This window comes from uncultured Thioclava sp., from assembly GCF_913064665.1.
In the GTDB taxonomy this organism is placed as follows: Bacteria; Pseudomonadota; Alphaproteobacteria; order Rhodobacterales; family Rhodobacteraceae; genus Thioclava; species Thioclava arctica.
Genome location: NZ_CAJYBT010000012.1, coordinates 1 through 16,625, shown reverse-complemented (window position 1 = coordinate 16,625; position 16,625 = coordinate 1). Strand labels below are relative to the sequence as shown.

Here is a 16,625-nt window from a genome sequence, read left to right as displayed (position 1 = left end):
ATCCGCTCAGCCCTCTGGCGCATCCGAGAAGACGCTCGCGCGGGTGATCGTGCAGTCAAGATCGCTCAGCACCCCGTCCTTGAGCCCGTAAATCAGCCCGTGCACCTTGACCCCGTGACCCGCCGCCCAAGCACGTTGCAGGATCGGGGTTTCGGCGATACGGCGCACGCCCTCGACCACGTTCAGCTCGGCCAAGCGATCGCGGCGCGCCTCGATCTCGGGCAGCTGCCCAAGATCAATCGCGTAAGCCCGCGCCAAGCGTCGGATCGGTTCCAGCCAGTGATCGGTCAACCCGCCCAGCATGTCCTCAGTGGCCGCACGCACGCCTCCGCACCCGTAATGGCCACACACAATGACCTCACGGATATGCAGCGATTCAAGCGCAAATTCCAGCGCGCTGAGCAGGTTCATGTCGCTGGAGTGAACGATATTGGCGACATTGCGCTGCACGAACACCTCGCCTGGATCAAGACCCGCCACGACATTCGCAGGCACCCGACTATCCGAACATCCGATCCAGAAAAATTCCGGGTTTTGCCGAGAAGCAAGGCGATCAAAATAGCCCGGCTCCTCGGCTTTACGCTGTTGCGACCAAACGCGGTTGCGCGAGAACAGGTCACTCAGCATCCCTCACCCCGTGCGCAATTCTGCACCCGAAATTTCGGCTGCGGCGGCCAATTCAGCAATGAAATCGCGCGCGCCAACAGTCCAGGCGGCCTTTTCCATCGCCTCGGCAATGCGCGGACGCACGGCGTCATAGGGTAACGGCACGCCCTCGGCTGCGGCATCAAGACGGATGATATGCCAGCCAAAGCGACTAAGAACCGGCTCGGCGGTGATTTCGCCCACGTTCAGGCGGCGCAGCACTGCCTCGAATTCGGGCACGGTATCGCCCGGCCCAAGCTGCCCCAAAAACCCGCCTTCGCCGCGCGACGAACAATCACTGTTTTCCTTCGCCACATGCGCAAAGCTTTTGGGTTTGGCGATGACCTTTGCCGCCAGATCGCGCGCACGCTTTTCAGCAATGTCACGGATATCCTCTTGGCGCGGATCGCAGGCCACCAGAATATGGGCCGCCTCCCACAGCGGGGGCGCACGAAAGCGCGTTGGGTCGCGCTCCCATTCAAGGCGGATCGTTTCCTCACTGGGGGCGGGCACGTCAATTGCCGCCTCCAGAAGACCGCGGATCAGCGCCTCGTCCTCGGTTTCGGTCTGACCGGGGCCGACCTCTTGGGGATCGGGATCGATCCCGCGCCGCGCCGCCTCTTGAAGTAGCAGCGCGCGCACCGCCAGCGCATTGGCCGCCTTGCGCCACGCGATGCCGGGCTTATCGCGCGGCCCCTCGTGGTTTTGGGTTTCGGCGGCAATCGCGGTCGAGGGAATGATCTGACCATTCACCACGACATCGGGAAACAGTGGCTTGTTCATGGTTTTACTCCGCCGCTGAGGGCCGTTTGGCCGCCGCAATACGCGCTTGCGTGATATCCGAGTCAGAGCGCGGCGGCAGCGGTTTGGTGCGACGCGTCCGCACGATTTGATAGCCCGGGCGTAAGAAATATCGCATCGGCGCAAAGAACCCCGAGGCGATATGAACGAGCCGCGTGAACGGGACCAGCAGGAAGATCGTCAACCCCATGAAGATATGCAGCTTGAAGATAATCGAGACGCTGGAAATCTGATCCACAGGAACGGGGTGAAAGATCACAATGCCCTGCGCCCAATGCATGAACTTGACCATTTCTTCGCCATCAAGATGCTGCGCGGAGATAAAGATCGTGAACAGCCCCAACAGCAGCTGCGCCAGCAACAGCCCCAAGATGGCGATATCGGCAAACGAAGAGTTGATACGAATGCGCGGGTCGGTCCAGCGACGGTGAAACAGCATGGCACCGCCAATGATCGCCGCGAGACCCGCAACACCCCCGACAACCATCGCAAGGATCTGCTTGGCTTCGTGACTGACACCCAAGGCGGCAAGCAATGGCAGCGGCGTGAAAAGCCCCACGAGATGGCCAAAAAAGATCGTCAGGATGCCAACATGGAACAGGATCGAGCCGATTCGGAACTGTTTGCCGCGTAGCAACTGGCTCGATGAGCTTTTCCAGGTGAAAGGGTCACGGTCATAGCGCGCGATCGAGCCGAGAAACAACACCGACAACGCGATATAGGGATAGATCAAGAAGAGAAACGTATTCATCTGAGCCTCCGTTATTCAGCCGCGGTATCGGCCGGGCGGGGTTTGGGTGTGTCCATCTGCGCAAGCATGTCGCGCACCTGCGGGCAGCCAGAATTCGGGTCGGGGCCAAAGGTGACTTCGGTCTCTTCCCAAATCTTGTCGAGCGCCTCCAGATCGGTCGGGTCCGGATCAGGCCGCGCGAGAATCTCGGCAACCGCGTCTTCGTCGACCTCGGCCTTGGCAAGCTGCACCAATGCCGTAAAGACTCCGGCATAGGTGCTTTGTCGTTGCTCAAGGCGCTGCGCCACTGCGGCCAAGATATGGGCCGCATCCGCCAGCATATCGCGCGCCTCCCCGGCGGGGCGGGTCGCAAGGAATTCCAGCAGCACTGGCAGGTGGTCGGGCAACTCGGTCGTTGCCGGTTCAAAGCCAGCGGCGCGGTAGGTTTCCAGCAGATCGACCATCGCGCCGCCGCGATCACGGCTTTCACCGTGAACATGCTCAAAGAGGTTGAGCGACAGGCTTTTCGAGCGATCGAACAGCATCACGAACTCTTCCTCCAGATCAAAGAGATCGCGCGTCGCGAGGGCATCTACCAACGGGCGCAAATCCCTGCGCGCCGCTGCGGTCAGCCGGGTCTCGGCGGCCAGAACACCGCCGATTTCCGACATCGCGCCTTGCAACTCGGCCGTGGGGTAGCACAGCAAAAGCGACAGCGCCTTGAGTGTGCGATCTTGTAAAACGGCGTCCATCATTGCACCTCCTGGGGCATTTTCAGCGGTCGTTTCTGGCCGCCAAACAGCGAGCCTTTCGACATCCCCGTCGAGCAGCTGTTGCAATCGGTAAAGCCCTCGCCGGTGCGAATGTCATAGGCGACCTCGACCTGTTCGCGATGCGTGGTCGGGATCACGAAACGGTCCTCGTAATCGGCAAGCGCCATGATTTTATACATGTCCTCGATCATCGCCGGAGATAGCCCGACACGCGCGGCGATCCCTTCGTCGATCACCCCGTCCACGGTCTTGGCACGCATATAGGCGCGCATCGCCAGCATCCGTTCAAGCGCAGTGGCAATCGGCTCTTCGTCGCCCGCCGTCAGCATATTGGCGAGGTAGCGCAGCGGGATGCGCAGGTTGCGCACATCGGGCATCGCCCCATCCATGCCGATCGCCCCGGCCTCTGCCGCGTTCTGGATCGGCGAGAGCGGCGGGATATACCAAACCATCGGCAGCGTGCGATATTCGGGATGCAGCGGGAAGGCGACCTTCCAGTCCATCGCCATCTTCCAGATCGGGCTGGCTTGGGCGGATTTGATCCAGTCTTCGGGCACACCATCGGCACGCGCCGCCTCGATCACCACCGGATCGCTGGGATCAAGGAACACCCCGAGCTGCGCGTTGTAGAGTTGGTTCTCTTCAGGTGCGTTGGCCGCTTCTTCGATCTTGTCGGCGTCATACAACATCACGCCAAGATAGCGGATGCGCCCGACGCAGGTTTCCGAACACACGGTCGGATTGCCCGATTCAATGCGCGGATAGCACAGCGTGCATTTCTCGGATTTGCCAGTCGACCAGTTGTAATAGACCTTCTTGTAGGGGCAGCCGGACACGCACATCCGCCAGCCACGGCATTTCTCTTGGTCGATCAGCACGATGCCGTCTTCCTCGCGCTTGTAGATCGCGCCGGAAGGACAGGACGCCGCGCAAGCCGGGTTGAGGCAATGCTCACACAGGCGCGGCAGATACATCATGAAGGTGTTTTCGTATTCGCCGTAGATCTCTTTCTGGATGCCCTCGAAGTTATAATCCCCCGAGCGTTTGGAAAATTCGCCACCCAGAATTTCTTCCCAGTTCGGCCCCTTCTCGATCTTCTCCATCCGCTCGCCGGTGATCTTGGAGCGCGGGCGCGCGGTCGGAAACGCCTTCATTTCGGGGGCGTTGGCCAGATGCTCGTAGTCGAAATCGAACGGTTCATAATAGTCGTCGATTTCAGGCAGATCGGGGTTGGCAAAGATATTCGCCACGATCCGCCATTTCGAGCCCTGCCGCGGGATCAGCTTGCCGCTGCGGGTGCGTTTCCAGCCGCCATTCCAGCGTTTCTGGTTCTCCCAATCGGTCGGATAGCCAAGCCCGGGCTTGGTTTCCACGTTGTTGAACCATGCGTATTCAACGCCGTCGCGGCTGGTCCAGACGTTCTTGCAGGTCACAGAGCAGGTGTGGCACCCGATGCATTTATCGAGGTTCAGCACCATGCCGATTTGTGCGCGTACTCTCATTGGGCCGCCTCCTGGGTAGCGGGCTCGTCAAGCCAGTCGACTTTGTGCATTTTGCGGACGATGACGAATTCGTCGCGGTTGGCGCCGACGGTGCCATAGTAGTTGAAGCCATAGGAAAGCTGGGCGTAGCCGCCGATCATGTGGGTCGGTTTGAGCGTGGTGCGGGTGACCGAGTTGTGAATCCCCCCGCGTAGTCCGGTCTTCTGCGATCCCGGCGTGTTCATGATCTTTTCTTGCGCGTGATACATGAAGACCGAGCCTTCCTTGATCCGCTGCGACACCACCGCCCGCGCCGTCAGCGCACCGTTGGCGTTGTAGGCCTCGATCCAGTCGTTATCGACAATTCCCGCCTTGGCGGCATCGATTTCCGAAATCCAGACCACCGGCCCGCCACGGTTGAGCGTCAGCATCAGCAGGTTGTCGGTATAGGTCGAGTGGATGCCCCATTTCTGGTGCGGCGTGATGAAGTTCAGCACGACATGCTTTTCATCGCCGTCGATCACGTCCTTGGTCACCGTTTTCAGATCAACCGGCGGGCGATAAGACACGAAACCCTCACCAAACGCGCGCATCCACAGGTGATCCTGATACAGTTGCTGGCGACCCGACAGGGTGCGCCACGGGATCAGCTCATGCACGTTGGTATAACCGGCATTATAGCAGACCTCGTCGCTCTCGATGCCTGACCATGTCGGTGACGAGATGATCTTGCGCGGCTGAGCGGCGATGTCGCGGAACCGGATCTTGACGTGTTCCTGCCCCTTCGCAAGATGGGCGTGTTCACGACCCGTGGGTTTCTCAAGCTCTCCCCACGCTTTCACGGCAACGTCGCCATTGGTCTCGGGCGCGAGCATCAAGATCATTTCAGCTGCATCAATATCGGTAACAATCTTGGGGCAGCCTTTCGCGGGACCATCCTCCCAGACACCGTTGAGTTGGCGCAGTTCTTCGACCTCGTGCTTGGTATCCCAGCCGATCCCCTTGCCGCCATTGCCCAGCTTGTCGAGCAACGGACCAACGGCGATGTAGCGGTCATAGATCGCGGTATAGTCGCGTTCGACCGTGACATAATTGGGCGCGGTTTTGCCCGGCAGCATCTCACACTCGCCCTTCTTCCAATCCAGCACGTCGGACTGGGCCAACTCGCCCGCCGTATCATGCAGGATTGGTGCCTGAACGATATCGGTCTCAACACCGAGCACACCTTTCGAAACCTCTTGGAACTTCTTGGCGATCGCCTTGAAGATTTCCCAATCCGATTTCGACTCGTAGGCCGGGTCCACCGCCGCCTGCAGCGGGTGGATGAACGGGTGCATATCCGAGGTGTTGAGGTCGTTCTTCTCATACCAGCTTGCCGTGGGCAGCACGACATCGGAGTAGACCGCCGTGGTGGACATCCGGAAGTCGATGCACACCAACAGGTCGAGTTTGCCCTCGGGGGCCTTGTCGTGCCAAGCGACCTCTTTGGGCTTGGCGCGGCCTTCTTCGCCCAGATCCTTGCCCATGATGCCGCTGTCGGTGCCCAGCAGGTGTTTCACGAAATATTCGTGCCCCTTGCCGGAGGACCCCAGCAAGTTGGAACGCCAGACATAAAGGTTGCGCATCCAGTTCTCGGGCGCATCCGGGTCTTCGCACGACATCTGCAATTCGCCCGATTTCAGCTTGTCGACCACATACTCTTTGGGATCGACGCCCGCGGCTTTCGCAGCCTTCGCAACCTCTAGCGGGTTGGTCTTGAGCTGGGGTGCCGAGGGCAGCCAGCCCATGCGTTCTGCGCGCACGTTGTAATCGATCAGCGAGATGTTCCAATCGCCCTCAGGCGCGGTCGGCGAGAGGATTTCACTCGCGCTCAACGTCTCATAACGCCACTGATCGGAATGGGCGTAGAACGCCGAAGTGCCGTTCATCTGGCGCGGCGGGCGTGACCAATCCAGCGCGAAAGCCAGCGGCAACCAGCCGGTCTGCGGGCGCAGCTTTTCCTGACCCACATAGTGGCTCCAGCCGCCACCTTCCTGGCCAACACAACCGCACATCACCAGCATGTTGATGATGCCGCGATAGGCCATGTCCATGTGATACCAGTGGTTGATACCGGCCCCAAGGATCACCATCGACTTGCCATTGGTCTTCTCGGCATTGCCCGCGAATTCACGCGCGACGGCGATGATCTTTTCGGCCTTCACGCCGGTGATCTTCTCGGCCCATTTCGGGGTGTAGGGGAGATCCTCGTTGAAATCATGGCTGACCCATTTGCCTCCCAAGCCACGGTCCAGACCGTAATTGGCGCAAAGCAGGTCGAACACCGTGGCCACCATCGCCTCGCGGCCATCCGCCAGCGTGACGCGACGCACAGGAACGTTGCGAGTCAGCACCTCGGGGTGTTCGCATTTGACAAAGTTCTCGCTGGCCGCGCCGCCGAAATAAGGGAAATCGACACCGACGACGGCATCGTGTTGGCCCTCAAGAATTTGGCTGAGCTGCAACTTTACGTTGGCTTTATCCGCACGCTCTTCAAGGTTCCACTTGCCCTTTTCGCCCCAGCGAAACCCGATCGAGCCATTGGGCGCGACCATCTGGCCGCTGGTCTCATCAAAGGCGACCGTTTTCCATTCGGGATTGTTCGCCTCGCCCAGCCCGTCAGCCAGATCAGAGGCGCGCAATTGCTTGCCGGGGATAAGCCGGTCACCTTTTTTGTCCAACACCACCAGCATCGGCATGTCGGAATAGCGCCGCACATAATCTTCGAAATATTCGGTCTGACGATCAAGGTGATACTCGCGCAAGATCACATGGCCCATTGCCATCGCCAGCGCGCTATCGGTGCCCTGTTTCGGGTTCAGCCAGATATCGCCGAATTTCGACGCTTCGGAATAATCGGGGCAGATCACCGCTGACTTGGTGCCGCGATAGCGCGCTTCGGTGTAGAAATGCGCGTCCGGCGTGCGGGTCTGAGGCACGTTCGACCCCCAGATCAGCAAGAAGCCCGCGTTGAACCAATCGGCTGATTCCGGCACGTCGGTCTGCTCGCCCCAAGTCTGCGGGCTGGCTGGCGGTAGGTCGCAATACCAGTCGTAAAACGACAGCACCGAGCCACCCATCAGCGACAGGTAACGCGCGCCCGCCGCGTAAGACACCATCGACATTGCCGGGATCGGTGAGAACCCGAACACCCGGTCGGGGCCGTATTTCTTGGCGGTATAGGCATTGGCGGCGGCGGCGATTTCGGTCGCCTCATCCCAGCTTGCGCGCACGAACCCGCCCTTGCCGCGGGTCTTGGTGTATTCCGCACGCAGGATCGGATCGCTTTGGATCGCCTCCCAGGCCGCAATCGGGGCCAATGTCTTGCGCTTCTCGCGCCACATCCGCATCAGGCGACCGCGCACCATCGGGTGCTTGAGACGTGCCGCACTATAAAGATACCAGCTATAGCTTGCCCCGCGCGAGCAACCGCGCGGTTCATGGTTGGGCAAGCCGGGGCGAGTGCGCGGATAGTCGGTCTGTTGCGTCTCCCAAGTGACGATCCCGGATTTCACGTAGATCTTCCAGCTACACGACCCGGTGCAGTTCACACCATGCGTCGAGCGCACGATTTTGTCGTGCCGCCAGCGGTTGCGATACGTGTCCTCCCAGTCGCGGTTCTCACGGGTGACATGGCCGTGACCATTGGAAAATTGCTCCAGTTCGCTGGACTGGAAAAAGTTCAATCTATCGAGCAGGTTGCTCATATCTCGTCTCCTCGGGAACAGGATAAGGGCGCGCGCCACGAGACGCCGGGGCGCGCGTCACAGGATGTCAGCAGGGAGCCGGGGCGCCCTTGCGGCTGTAAAAGAACCAAGTCACCACCACGCAGATCGCGTAGAAGATCATAAAGCCCCACAGCGCGGCGTTGGGCGCGCCCGTGTAATCGATCGAAATGCCGTAGGCCTTGGGGATGAAAAAGGCGCCATAGGCCGCGATTGCGGAGGTGAAGGCGATGATCCCTGCGCTCTCCATTTCAGACTGCTTCAACGTAGCCTTCGGATCGAGCCCGGGGTTCAAGCGCGGCACTTCTTGGCGCATGATCGTGGGGATCATCTGGAAGGTCGAGGCGTTGCCCACACCGGTCAGGAAGAACAGCACCATGAAGCAGGCAAAGAAGCCCCAGAAATTCCCGGCATCCGCGCCAGAGGGCAGGAATTGCAACACACCCCAGACCGCAATGATCATTCCCATAAAGGTCCACAGCGTGACGCGCCCGCCGCCGAAACGGTCGGAAATCCAGCCCGTGCCCGAGCGGCTTAGCGCGCCGACAAGCGGACCGAGGAACGCGTATTGCAGCACGTTCACATCGGGAAACTGAGTTTTCATCAGCAGCGGGAAGCCCGCCGAATAGCCGATGAAGCTGCCGAATGTCCCGGTGTAGAGAAACGACATCACCCAGTTATGGAAGCGCCCGAAAATCACCGACTGCGTCTTGAACGACGCGGTCGCCGAGGCAATGTCATTCATCCCGAACCACGCCACAACGGCAGCGATGGCGATAAAGGGCACCCAGATGAACCCGGCGTTTTGCATGAACAACTCGCCCCCATTGGCAAGCTGCTGCGGCGCGCCACCGATGGCCCCGAACACCCCAAAGGTGATGACCAGCGGCACGACGAACTGCATCACCGAAACCCCAAGGTTGCCCAGCCCCGCATTCATCGCCAGCGCGTTACCCTTTTGCGCCTTCGGGTAGAAATAGGCGATATTGGCCATCGACGAGGCGAAGTTGCCCCCGCCAAAGCCGCACATCAGCGCGAGGATCAGGAACATCGAATAGGGCGTGTTCGGGTTCTGCACCGCGAAACCGATACCAAGCGCGGGCAACAACAGGGTCGCGGTGGACAGCGCCGTCCATTTGCGCCCGCCAAAGATCGGGATCATGAAGCTGTAAAAGATGCGCAGCGTCGCGCCTGACAGGCCGGGCAGTGCCGCCAGCCAGAACAGCTGATCGGTCGTGTAGTCAAACCCGATTGAGGGCAGTTTCGCGACAACCACCGACCACACCATCCAGACCGAAAAGGCCAGCAAGAGCGCGGGGATCGAGATCCACAGGTTACGGGTCGCGATCGCGCGACCGCGGGTGGTCCAGAAATCGGGGTCTTCGGGATGCCAGTCGGTCAGGACGTGGCCATTTGTCGGGGAGAGATTGGTGCTCGCCATGATGCGGCTCCTATAGAGTGCTTTGATGATGCAGGCCGCAGGGCGCGGCCCGCTGGAAACTCGTTACTTCGCGGGTTGCGGCATTGCGCGCCCGGCATCACGTGCACCGGAACGGCTTTGGGAAAGCGGGGCTTCGGGCACGTCTGAAAGGTATTTTTCGTCGGCCAGACCCGGGTGACGTGCATGCTCCATCCGCCGGATCGCGACATGCATCCAGATCGTCGAGACCAGCACCAGCACGAACATCAGCATGAAGGGCGCCGTCCAGACCCCGGTCAAATCCAGCAGGAAGCCAAACGAGATCGGCAGGAAAAATCCACCAAGGCCGCCGATCATGCCCACAAGGCCACCAACCGAACCGACGTGATGGGGATAATAGACCGGAATATGTTTGTAGACCGCCGCCTTGCCGAGGCTCATTACAAACCCCAGCAGCACCGTCATTCCCATGAACATCGTCGCATTCAGCCCGAAGGTGAAGGTGATCGGCCCGTGGATGCCAGATACGGTGTAGCTCGTTTCCGGGTAACTCATGATAAACAGCACCACGAGCGAGACGAGGAACGTCAGATACATCACAGAGCGCGCGCCCCATTTGTCCGACATCCACCCCCCGAGGGCGCGGAAAACCGAACCGGGCAGCGAGTAGAACCCTGCGAAAACGCCCGCTGTGGTCAGCGGCAAACCGTAAGCGCCAACATAGTAGCGCGGCAGAAACGAGGCCAGCGCGACAAACCCACCAAAGACGAAGAAGTAATAGGTGGCAAAGCGCCAGACCTGAATATCCTTGAGTGGTGCAAGCTGATCGCTTGCCGAGACCGGCTTGGCACCCGTTTTCTTGCGCTCGGTCTGAACCGGATCGGTCTTGGCGAGTAGATAGAACAGCACGGCAGTCACGACCAACACGATGGAGTAGACCTTGGCCGTCCCTTGCCAACCCAAAGCCACCACAAGAAAAGGTGCGGCAAAGTTCGTCACCGCAGCGCCCACATTGCCTGCGCCAAAGATCCCCAAGGCCGTGCCCTGACGCTCTTTTTCAAACCAACGGGACGTATAGGCCACGCCCACGATAAACGAGCCACCCGCAAGCCCCAGCCCCAACGCAGCCAGCAAGAAAATCTCATAGGTATGGACGGTTGCCAGCAGCCAGACGGCAACGGCCGTGATCAGCATCTGCAACGGAAACATGATCCGTCCGCCGAATTGCTCGGTCCAGACGCCCAGAAAAATCCGACTAATCGAACCGGTCAGAACCGGCGTTGCAACCAGCAGGCCAAATTGGGTGTCACTCAGACCGAGTTCCTGTTTGATCCGTACGCCGATGATCGAAAAAATCGTCCAGACGGCAAAGCAGACGGTGAAGGCGAAGGTACTGAGGCCCAAGGCCCGGTATTGTTCCGTGCGCGTGACGCCATCGAGTGTGTGCATGATGTCTCTCCAAGATTTGGACCGACCTTTCGCCGGTTAACCCGGGGCCACCTCAACAGCGTTGCTTCGCCAGATATGTTGATGCAAATCAAAGAAATTCACCAAATTATATAAATAATTCATTGCCTTACATTTATCACAACCAAACGGAACGCAGATCAAACCAGCGATAGCAATCGACCCATAGCGCGCTTGACATTTGTTTGGTCAAAGGCGCCTAATTTCAGCCGGAGGTACATGATGGTCATCCACACAAGCGATCGCGAATCGGAAGAGATCCGGTCCCTCGACCTGTTCTCAGGCCTTGATGACGCTCGCTTTTCTCTGTTGATGCGCGGTGCCTATGTGCAAAATTTCCCGCCGATGATCGAATTGATTACCGAAGGGGATACGAGCGATTTTCTTCATGTGCTGGTCTCTGGCTCCGTCGAGTTGTTCGCAAATTGGAACGGGCGAGAGACGACTATGGCCGTTCTTCAACCAACCTCGACGTTCATTCTTGCCGCCACCATTCGACGTGCGCGCTACCTTATGTCGGCCCGCACCCTTGAAAAATCGCGCATCATTCTGGTTCCCTCTGAAGACGTCGGCGCGGTGTTCGATCTTGACCCGGATTTTTCGCGTGCGGTCGTGACAGAGCTGGCCCAGTGTTATCGAGCCAACATCATGGCCACCAAGAACCTGAAATTGCGCAGCTCGCTTGAACGGCTGGCGAACCATCTTTTGTCCGCGCGTAAACTTGCCGGAAACCTCGAGAGTTTCGAGCTTGGACTCGAGAAGCGCCGCCTCGCCTCAAATCTTGGGATGACCCCTGAAAACCTGAGCCGCGCGATCCGACAGCTTAAACCCTATGGGGTCGCAATCGACGGGAGCCGTGTGACGATCGCAGACCCAAGCGATCTGGAAGGTTTGGCAAAGCCCACTGACTTGATCGACACGCCTTGCGCGCTTCAGGCGTCAGCGCCCGCGGGATAGGTTTGCGGATTTAAACAGATCCCAAAATGGCATCGCCACCTGGTTTTGCAGACCGTTTCGACGCAGGTGTGGACGCATGCGTTAATTCAAGACGCGCAACACACAAGATGAGCGATCGAAAAGAATGGTGCACCCAGTAGGATTCGAACCTACGGCCTCTGCCTTCGGAGGGCAGCGCTCTATCCAGCTGAGCTATGGGTGCCTGAGCGCGGATATAGTCGAGCCACGCGCGCGCCGCAACGGAAAATCTCAGGCGCTGCGGGTTGCCAGCGCATCGTCCAGAACGCCCGCCAGAACATCACGCGGCACATCTGCGCTGACAAAGCTTTGCCCAATTGCGCGCGCAAGGATAAACCGCAGCTTGCCGTCCTCGACCTTCTTGTCTTGCGCCATCAACGCGATCAACGCGTCAGTGCCCGGCAAGTCGCCCGGAATATCGCCCAAATCAACCTTCATCCCCATCGTGCGCAGATGCGCGCGCACGCGGCTGGGGGCCTCTTGCGAACACAGGCCCAGACGTTGGCTAAGCTCAAAGGCGAGCGCGCAACCAATCGCCACGCCTTCGCCATGCAGCAGCCGATCCCCGTAGCCCGTCGCGGCCTCGAGCGCGTGACAAAAGGTGTGACCCAGATTGAGAAGCGCGCGGTCGCCTTGTTCGGTCTCATCGCGCGCCACGATCTCGGCCTTCATCTGCACCGAGCGTTTGACCGCATGCATCCGCCCCGCCATATCGCCCGCCGCCATCGCGGGGGCGTTGGCCTCGAGCCAATCGAAAAACGCGGCATCGCCGAGCAGCCCGTATTTCACGACCTCGCCATAGCCCGCCAGAAAATCGCGCGGCTTCAGCGTGCCCAGCACCTCAAGATCGGCCAGAACGAGGCTGGGTTGATGAAACGCACCGATCAGGTTCTTGCCTTGGGGCGCATTGATCCCGGTCTTGCCGCCGACCGAGCTATCGACCTGTGCCAGCAGGCTCGTCGGGATCTGCACAAAGCGCACGCCCCGGCGCAAAACAGCCGCTGCAAAGCCCACCAGATCGCCGATCACACCGCCACCAAACGCAATGACGATATCGCGCCGTTCGACCTTTTGCTCCAGCAGCCATTCGACGGTGCGGGTGAAATGCGGCCAGCTTTTCGTGCCCTCGCCGGGGGGCAGACGCAGCGCGACCATCTCGATATCGCCAAGCCCGGCGCGCAAAGCGTCTAGATGCAGGTCGGCGACCGTTTCATCGGCAACCACAGCCACGCGCGGGCGGCGCAAGAGCGGCGCAATCTCGGCCCCGGCATTGGCCAGCAACCCAGTGCCGATGCGCACCTCATAGGACCGCGCCCCCAAGCTGACTGGCACAATCTCACGCATCGTTTCTCTCCTCAATCAGCCCATCCACTTGTTTGACTGCCTGAACCACTTTCTTGGCCATATCGGTGATCGACAACTCGGGCTCTGCCTCAACCACAAGCTGGGCTTGGGAATAATGGGGCTCGCGGGCCTCTAAAAGCGCGCTCAGCGTGGCCTTGGGGTCAGCGGTGCGCAACAGCGGGCGGGTGTTTTTGTGGCGCACCCGGTTCCACAATAGATTCAGATCGGCGCGCAACCAGATCGATACGCCCAGCCGCGCGATCAATGCGCGGTTCGACTCGGCCAGAAACGCCCCGCCTCCGGTCGAGATCACACCGGGCGGCCCTGACAGCAGCCGCTCAAGCACCTCTGATTCGCGCGCCCGAAAAAATGGCTCGCCATCGCGGGCGAAAATCTCGGCAACGCTCATTTGCGCGGCGCGCTCGATTTCGTGATCACTGTCCAGAAATGGCACATTTAACATCCGCGCAAGCGCGGTGCCCACCGCTGTCTTGCCCGAGCCCATCATGCCCACAAGCACAATAGAACGCTTTAGCGTGCCCCCAGAGCCCTGCTGATCCACCGTCACTGCCGCTCCTTCGTGTCAATCCCGTTCCGGCCTGCGCCTTGCCCCATCGGCGGAGCCTTGCACAATCGTGAAATGAGACCCCTTGAATGGCGTGAACTTCCCTGAAAAGCCATATATGATCAATGTGAAACCGCAACTAAGAACGACGCGCCGCTTCGGGACGCGCCACAATCCGGCTGAAAGTGAGACTATGGGGCGTATCTTCAAGCTCGTCGTGATCCTTCTGGTGCTCGGCGCGATCGGGATCATCGGCTATGCCTACTTGGGCGACATGAAACCCGATGCGCAACAACAGCGCATCGAGGTCACCTTGCCGGGGGGCCTTGGCAGCGGCGGGGATACGGGTGGGAATTAAGCACAGTTTTGCTTTTCTGATTGCGCTGGTGCTGGGCGGGGCCGCCGCGGCGTCACCAGCACTCGCGCAAACGCAAACTGCTCAGGCGCGCGATACGAAACCGCTTTCAGCGATCGACTGGCTGTCGCGTTCGGTTGTCACGCCCGCAGCGGTGCACCCCGGCGCCTCCACCCACCCCCCCGTTTCCGGCGCAGGCGGGATCGAAAACATCTCGGTTTTGTCGCTCGATGCGCCCTCGGCGGATCGGCTGGGGCTATTGTCAGAGGCCCGCACCGGCTTGCCCGCCAATCTTTGGGGCAGCACGCCTGCGCCCGAACTGGCGCGGGCGCTGCGCAACACCCCTGATGACAACCTGCCCGCATTGCATGATCTGCTGATGACGCTGCTATTGGCCGAATTGGACCCACCGCAGATCACCACACCCGCCCAGCGCGACATGCTGTTTCTGGCGCGGGTGGATCGCCTGCTGGATATGGGCGCGTTGCAGCAAGCCCATGCCTTACTGGAACAGGCGGACCCGACCAATCCGGCGATTTTCCGGCGGCGCTTTGACGTCGCGCTGTTGCTGGGCAATGAAACCGAGGCCTGCCGCGTGATGGAGCGCACGCCCGCCATCGCGCCCTCATATCCGGCGCGCATTTTTTGTCTGGCGCGCACAGGCCATTGGGACACCGCCGAACTGACCTATGGCACGGGCCGCGCGCTTGGACAGATTCCAGAGGATCAGGCCGAATTGATCGCGCAATTTCTTGATCCCGAATTGGCTGATGGTGCCGATGATCTGACGCCCCCTGATCCGGTGACCCCGCTTAGCTTCAAAATGATGGAGGCGATTGGCCAGCCGCTTGCGACCTCGATGTTGCCGCTGGCCTTTGCGCATGCCGATCTGACCGAAAACAACGGCTGGAAGGCGCAGCTTGAAGCAGCAGAGCGTCTGGCGCGCGCCGGGGTGATCGACCCGAACCGGCTTTTGGGGCTTTATACCGAACGCAAGGCTGCGGCCTCTGGCGCGCTTTGGGATCGGGTCAGTGCCATCACGGCGCTGGACAAGGCGATGAACGCTCAGGACAACGCAGCGGTGGCCAAGGCCCTGCCCCGCGCGTGGCGTGAAATGTCCAAACAAGAGCTGGAACCCATGTTGGGCACGCTATACGGCACCCGATTGGCGGCGATGAACCTGCCCGGAGACGCAGGTCGGATCGCCCATGATCTGGGACTTTTGACGCCGGATTACGAAGAGATCGCGAATGATGGCTCTGGCACCGGGGCGAATGCGGCCTTGCTGAGCGGGTTTGCCAAGGGTCAGTCCGCCGGCATTCCCGCCCAAGATGATTTGACCCGCGCGCTCAAGGACGTCTTTGACACAGCGCCCGGCGCGGTGCCTGCGCGCTATGCAGGGCTACTGCCCGATCAACTGGGCGCGGCGCTGTTGCATGCGATCGACGATGTGGCGCAGGGCGCGCGCGGAGATTATCCGCGCTTGGTCGATGGGCTGAAATTGCTGCGTCTGGCGGGGCTGGAATCGACGGCGCGACGCGCGGCGATTGAGTTAATCGTGCTGGATCGACGCGGATGAGTGAGGCGCCCCCCGACCCCCATTGGTTGCCCGCCTTCCTTGAGGCGCAAGCCGCCGAGGCCGGTTCGGCACGCAACACGATTGAAAGCTATGCGCGCGATCTGACCGATTTCCTTGGCTTCACGCAGGCCAAATCCCTGTGTCTGGCCGATCTGCAACGCGGCGATATCGAGACCTACCTGATCCGCTGCGAGGCCGATGGGTTGGCCAAATCAACCCGCGCACGCAGGCTTAGCGCGATCCGGCAAATGTTTCGCTTTGCCTATGAGGAAGGCTGGCGCAGCGATGACCCTGCGATCCGCATTTCCGGGCCGGGGCGGGCCCAGCGCTTACCCAAAACGCTGAGCATAGACGAGGTCGAAGCCCTGCTGGAAGCGTCGCGCGATCAGGGCCGCTCGCTGCGCGACCAGATCCGCAACCGCGCCTTGATGGAACTGCTATACGCCACTGGCATGCGGGTCAGCGAGTTGGTCGGCCTGCCCGTTGCGGCGGCGCGGGGCGATCCCCGGATGTTGCTGATTTCCGGCAAGGGAGGCAAAGAGCGCATGGTGCCGCTTTCGCCCCCTGCCCGTGAGGCGCTGGCCGACTGGCTGCGCGCTCGCGACACCGCCGAGGAAGAGGCACGCGTCAAACGCCGCATCCCGCCGTCGCGGTTCTTGTTCCCCTCAAGCGGCAAAGAGGGCCATCGGACGCGGCCAGGCTTTCATCGGCTGCTCACGGATATTG

Annotated in this window: 14 protein-coding genes and 1 tRNA gene; 4 read left to right on the top strand and 11 right to left on the bottom strand. The window is 60.5% G+C overall.

Annotated features, from left to right (window positions below):
* Positions 1-6 precede the first annotated feature (6 nt).
* The 8 genes from QZ571_RS06935 to QZ571_RS06900 form a co-directional block, all read right to left on the bottom strand.
* Positions 7-627: a carbonic anhydrase gene (locus QZ571_RS06935; protein WP_295532988.1), complete on the bottom strand. Its 621-nt coding sequence runs from the start codon at positions 625-627 to the stop codon at positions 7-9.
* 3 nt (positions 628-630) lie between these two features.
* Positions 631-1,428 (bottom strand): peptidylprolyl isomerase, encoded by a 798-nt coding sequence (locus QZ571_RS06930; RefSeq protein WP_295532987.1) that lies wholly within the window; start codon positions 1,426-1,428, stop codon positions 631-633.
* Between the two features lie 4 nt (positions 1,429-1,432).
* Positions 1,433-2,197: a respiratory nitrate reductase subunit gamma gene (gene narI / locus QZ571_RS06925; RefSeq protein ID WP_295532986.1), complete on the bottom strand. Its 765-nt coding sequence runs from the start codon at positions 2,195-2,197 to the stop codon at positions 1,433-1,435.
* Positions 2,198-2,208: 11 nt separating this feature from the next.
* Positions 2,209-2,931 (bottom strand): nitrate reductase molybdenum cofactor assembly chaperone, encoded by a 723-nt coding sequence (gene narJ / locus QZ571_RS06920; RefSeq protein WP_295532985.1) that lies wholly within the window; start codon positions 2,929-2,931, stop codon positions 2,209-2,211.
* Entirely contained in the window at positions 2,928-4,451 is a 1,524-nt protein-coding gene (gene narH / locus QZ571_RS06915) for a nitrate reductase subunit beta (RefSeq protein ID WP_295532984.1), read from the bottom strand. Before narH ends, narJ begins: the two co-directional genes overlap by 4 nt.
* Entirely contained in the window at positions 4,448-8,176 is a 3,729-nt protein-coding gene (locus tag QZ571_RS06910) for a nitrate reductase subunit alpha (RefSeq protein ID WP_295532983.1), read from the bottom strand. The genes narH and QZ571_RS06910 overlap by 4 nt, the downstream gene beginning before the upstream one ends.
* A gap of 67 nt (positions 8,177-8,243) precedes the next feature.
* On the bottom strand, positions 8,244-9,635 hold the full coding sequence (locus QZ571_RS06905) for a NarK family nitrate/nitrite MFS transporter (RefSeq protein WP_295532982.1): 1,392 nt from the start codon (positions 9,633-9,635) through the stop codon (positions 8,244-8,246).
* A gap of 63 nt (positions 9,636-9,698) precedes the next feature.
* On the bottom strand, positions 9,699-11,063 hold the full coding sequence (locus QZ571_RS06900; RefSeq protein WP_295532981.1) for a nitrate/nitrite transporter: 1,365 nt from the start codon (positions 11,061-11,063) through the stop codon (positions 9,699-9,701).
* Positions 11,064-11,303: 240 nt separating this feature from the next.
* Between QZ571_RS06900 and QZ571_RS06895 the strand changes: the two genes are divergently transcribed.
* Positions 11,304-12,038 carry a cyclic nucleotide-binding domain-containing protein gene (locus tag QZ571_RS06895; RefSeq protein ID WP_295532980.1) on the top strand — a complete coding sequence of 245 codons (735 nt, stop codon included), beginning with the start codon at positions 11,304-11,306 and terminating at the stop codon, positions 12,036-12,038.
* 125 nt (positions 12,039-12,163) lie between these two features.
* Here QZ571_RS06895 and QZ571_RS06890 read toward each other — a convergent pair.
* The 3 genes from QZ571_RS06890 to QZ571_RS06880 form a co-directional block, all read right to left on the bottom strand.
* A tRNA-Arg gene (locus QZ571_RS06890) sits at positions 12,164-12,240 on the bottom strand.
* 47 nt (positions 12,241-12,287) lie between these two features.
* Positions 12,288-13,400, bottom strand: coding sequence for a 3-dehydroquinate synthase (gene aroB / locus QZ571_RS06885; protein WP_295532979.1), 1,113 nt, complete (start codon positions 13,398-13,400; stop codon positions 12,288-12,290).
* Entirely contained in the window at positions 13,393-13,968 is a 576-nt protein-coding gene (locus tag QZ571_RS06880) for a shikimate kinase (protein WP_295532978.1), read from the bottom strand. The genes aroB and QZ571_RS06880 overlap by 8 nt, the downstream gene beginning before the upstream one ends.
* Positions 13,969-14,158: 190 nt before the next feature.
* Between QZ571_RS06880 and QZ571_RS06875 the strand changes: the two genes are divergently transcribed.
* The 3 genes from QZ571_RS06875 to QZ571_RS06865 form a co-directional block, all read left to right on the top strand.
* On the top strand, positions 14,159-14,323 hold the full coding sequence (locus QZ571_RS06875; RefSeq protein ID WP_295532977.1) for a hypothetical protein: 165 nt from the start codon (positions 14,159-14,161) through the stop codon (positions 14,321-14,323).
* Complete coding sequence (locus QZ571_RS06870) at positions 14,313-15,899, top strand: tetratricopeptide repeat protein (protein ID WP_295532976.1); 1,587 nt, start codon at positions 14,313-14,315, stop codon at positions 15,897-15,899. The genes QZ571_RS06875 and QZ571_RS06870 overlap by 11 nt, the downstream gene beginning before the upstream one ends.
* A partial coding sequence (locus QZ571_RS06865) for a tyrosine-type recombinase/integrase (RefSeq protein WP_295532975.1) occupies positions 15,896-16,625 on the top strand: 730 nt, incomplete at its 3' end. The genes QZ571_RS06870 and QZ571_RS06865, both read left to right, overlap by 4 nt.

Excerpts from the sequence above, each read along its gene's own strand:
- QZ571_RS06910 (WP_295532983.1), bottom strand. The coding sequence starts at position 8,176 with ATGAGCAACCTGCTCGATAGATTGAACTTTTTCCAGTCCAGCGAACTG.
- QZ571_RS06905 (WP_295532982.1), bottom strand. The coding sequence starts at position 9,635 with ATGGCGAGCACCAATCTCTCCCCGACAAATGGCCACGTCCTGACCGAC.
- QZ571_RS06895 (WP_295532980.1), top strand. The coding sequence starts at position 11,304 with ATGGTCATCCACACAAGCGATCGCGAATCGGAAGAGATCCGGTCCCTC.
- QZ571_RS06875 (WP_295532977.1), top strand. The coding sequence starts at position 14,159 with ATGGGGCGTATCTTCAAGCTCGTCGTGATCCTTCTGGTGCTCGGCGCG.
- QZ571_RS06930 (WP_295532987.1), bottom strand. The coding sequence starts at position 1,428 with ATGAACAAGCCACTGTTTCCCGATGTCGTGGTGAATGGTCAGATCATT.
- aroB (WP_295532979.1), bottom strand. The coding sequence starts at position 13,400 with ATGCGTGAGATTGTGCCAGTCAGCTTGGGGGCGCGGTCCTATGAGGTG.
- narH (WP_295532984.1), bottom strand. The coding sequence starts at position 4,451 with ATGAGAGTACGCGCACAAATCGGCATGGTGCTGAACCTCGATAAATGC.
- narJ (WP_295532985.1), bottom strand. The coding sequence starts at position 2,931 with ATGATGGACGCCGTTTTACAAGATCGCACACTCAAGGCGCTGTCGCTT.
- QZ571_RS06935 (WP_295532988.1), bottom strand. The coding sequence starts at position 627 with ATGCTGAGTGACCTGTTCTCGCGCAACCGCGTTTGGTCGCAACAGCGT.
- narI (WP_295532986.1), bottom strand. The coding sequence starts at position 2,197 with ATGAATACGTTTCTCTTCTTGATCTATCCCTATATCGCGTTGTCGGTG.
- QZ571_RS06900 (WP_295532981.1), bottom strand. The coding sequence starts at position 11,063 with ATGCACACACTCGATGGCGTCACGCGCACGGAACAATACCGGGCCTTG.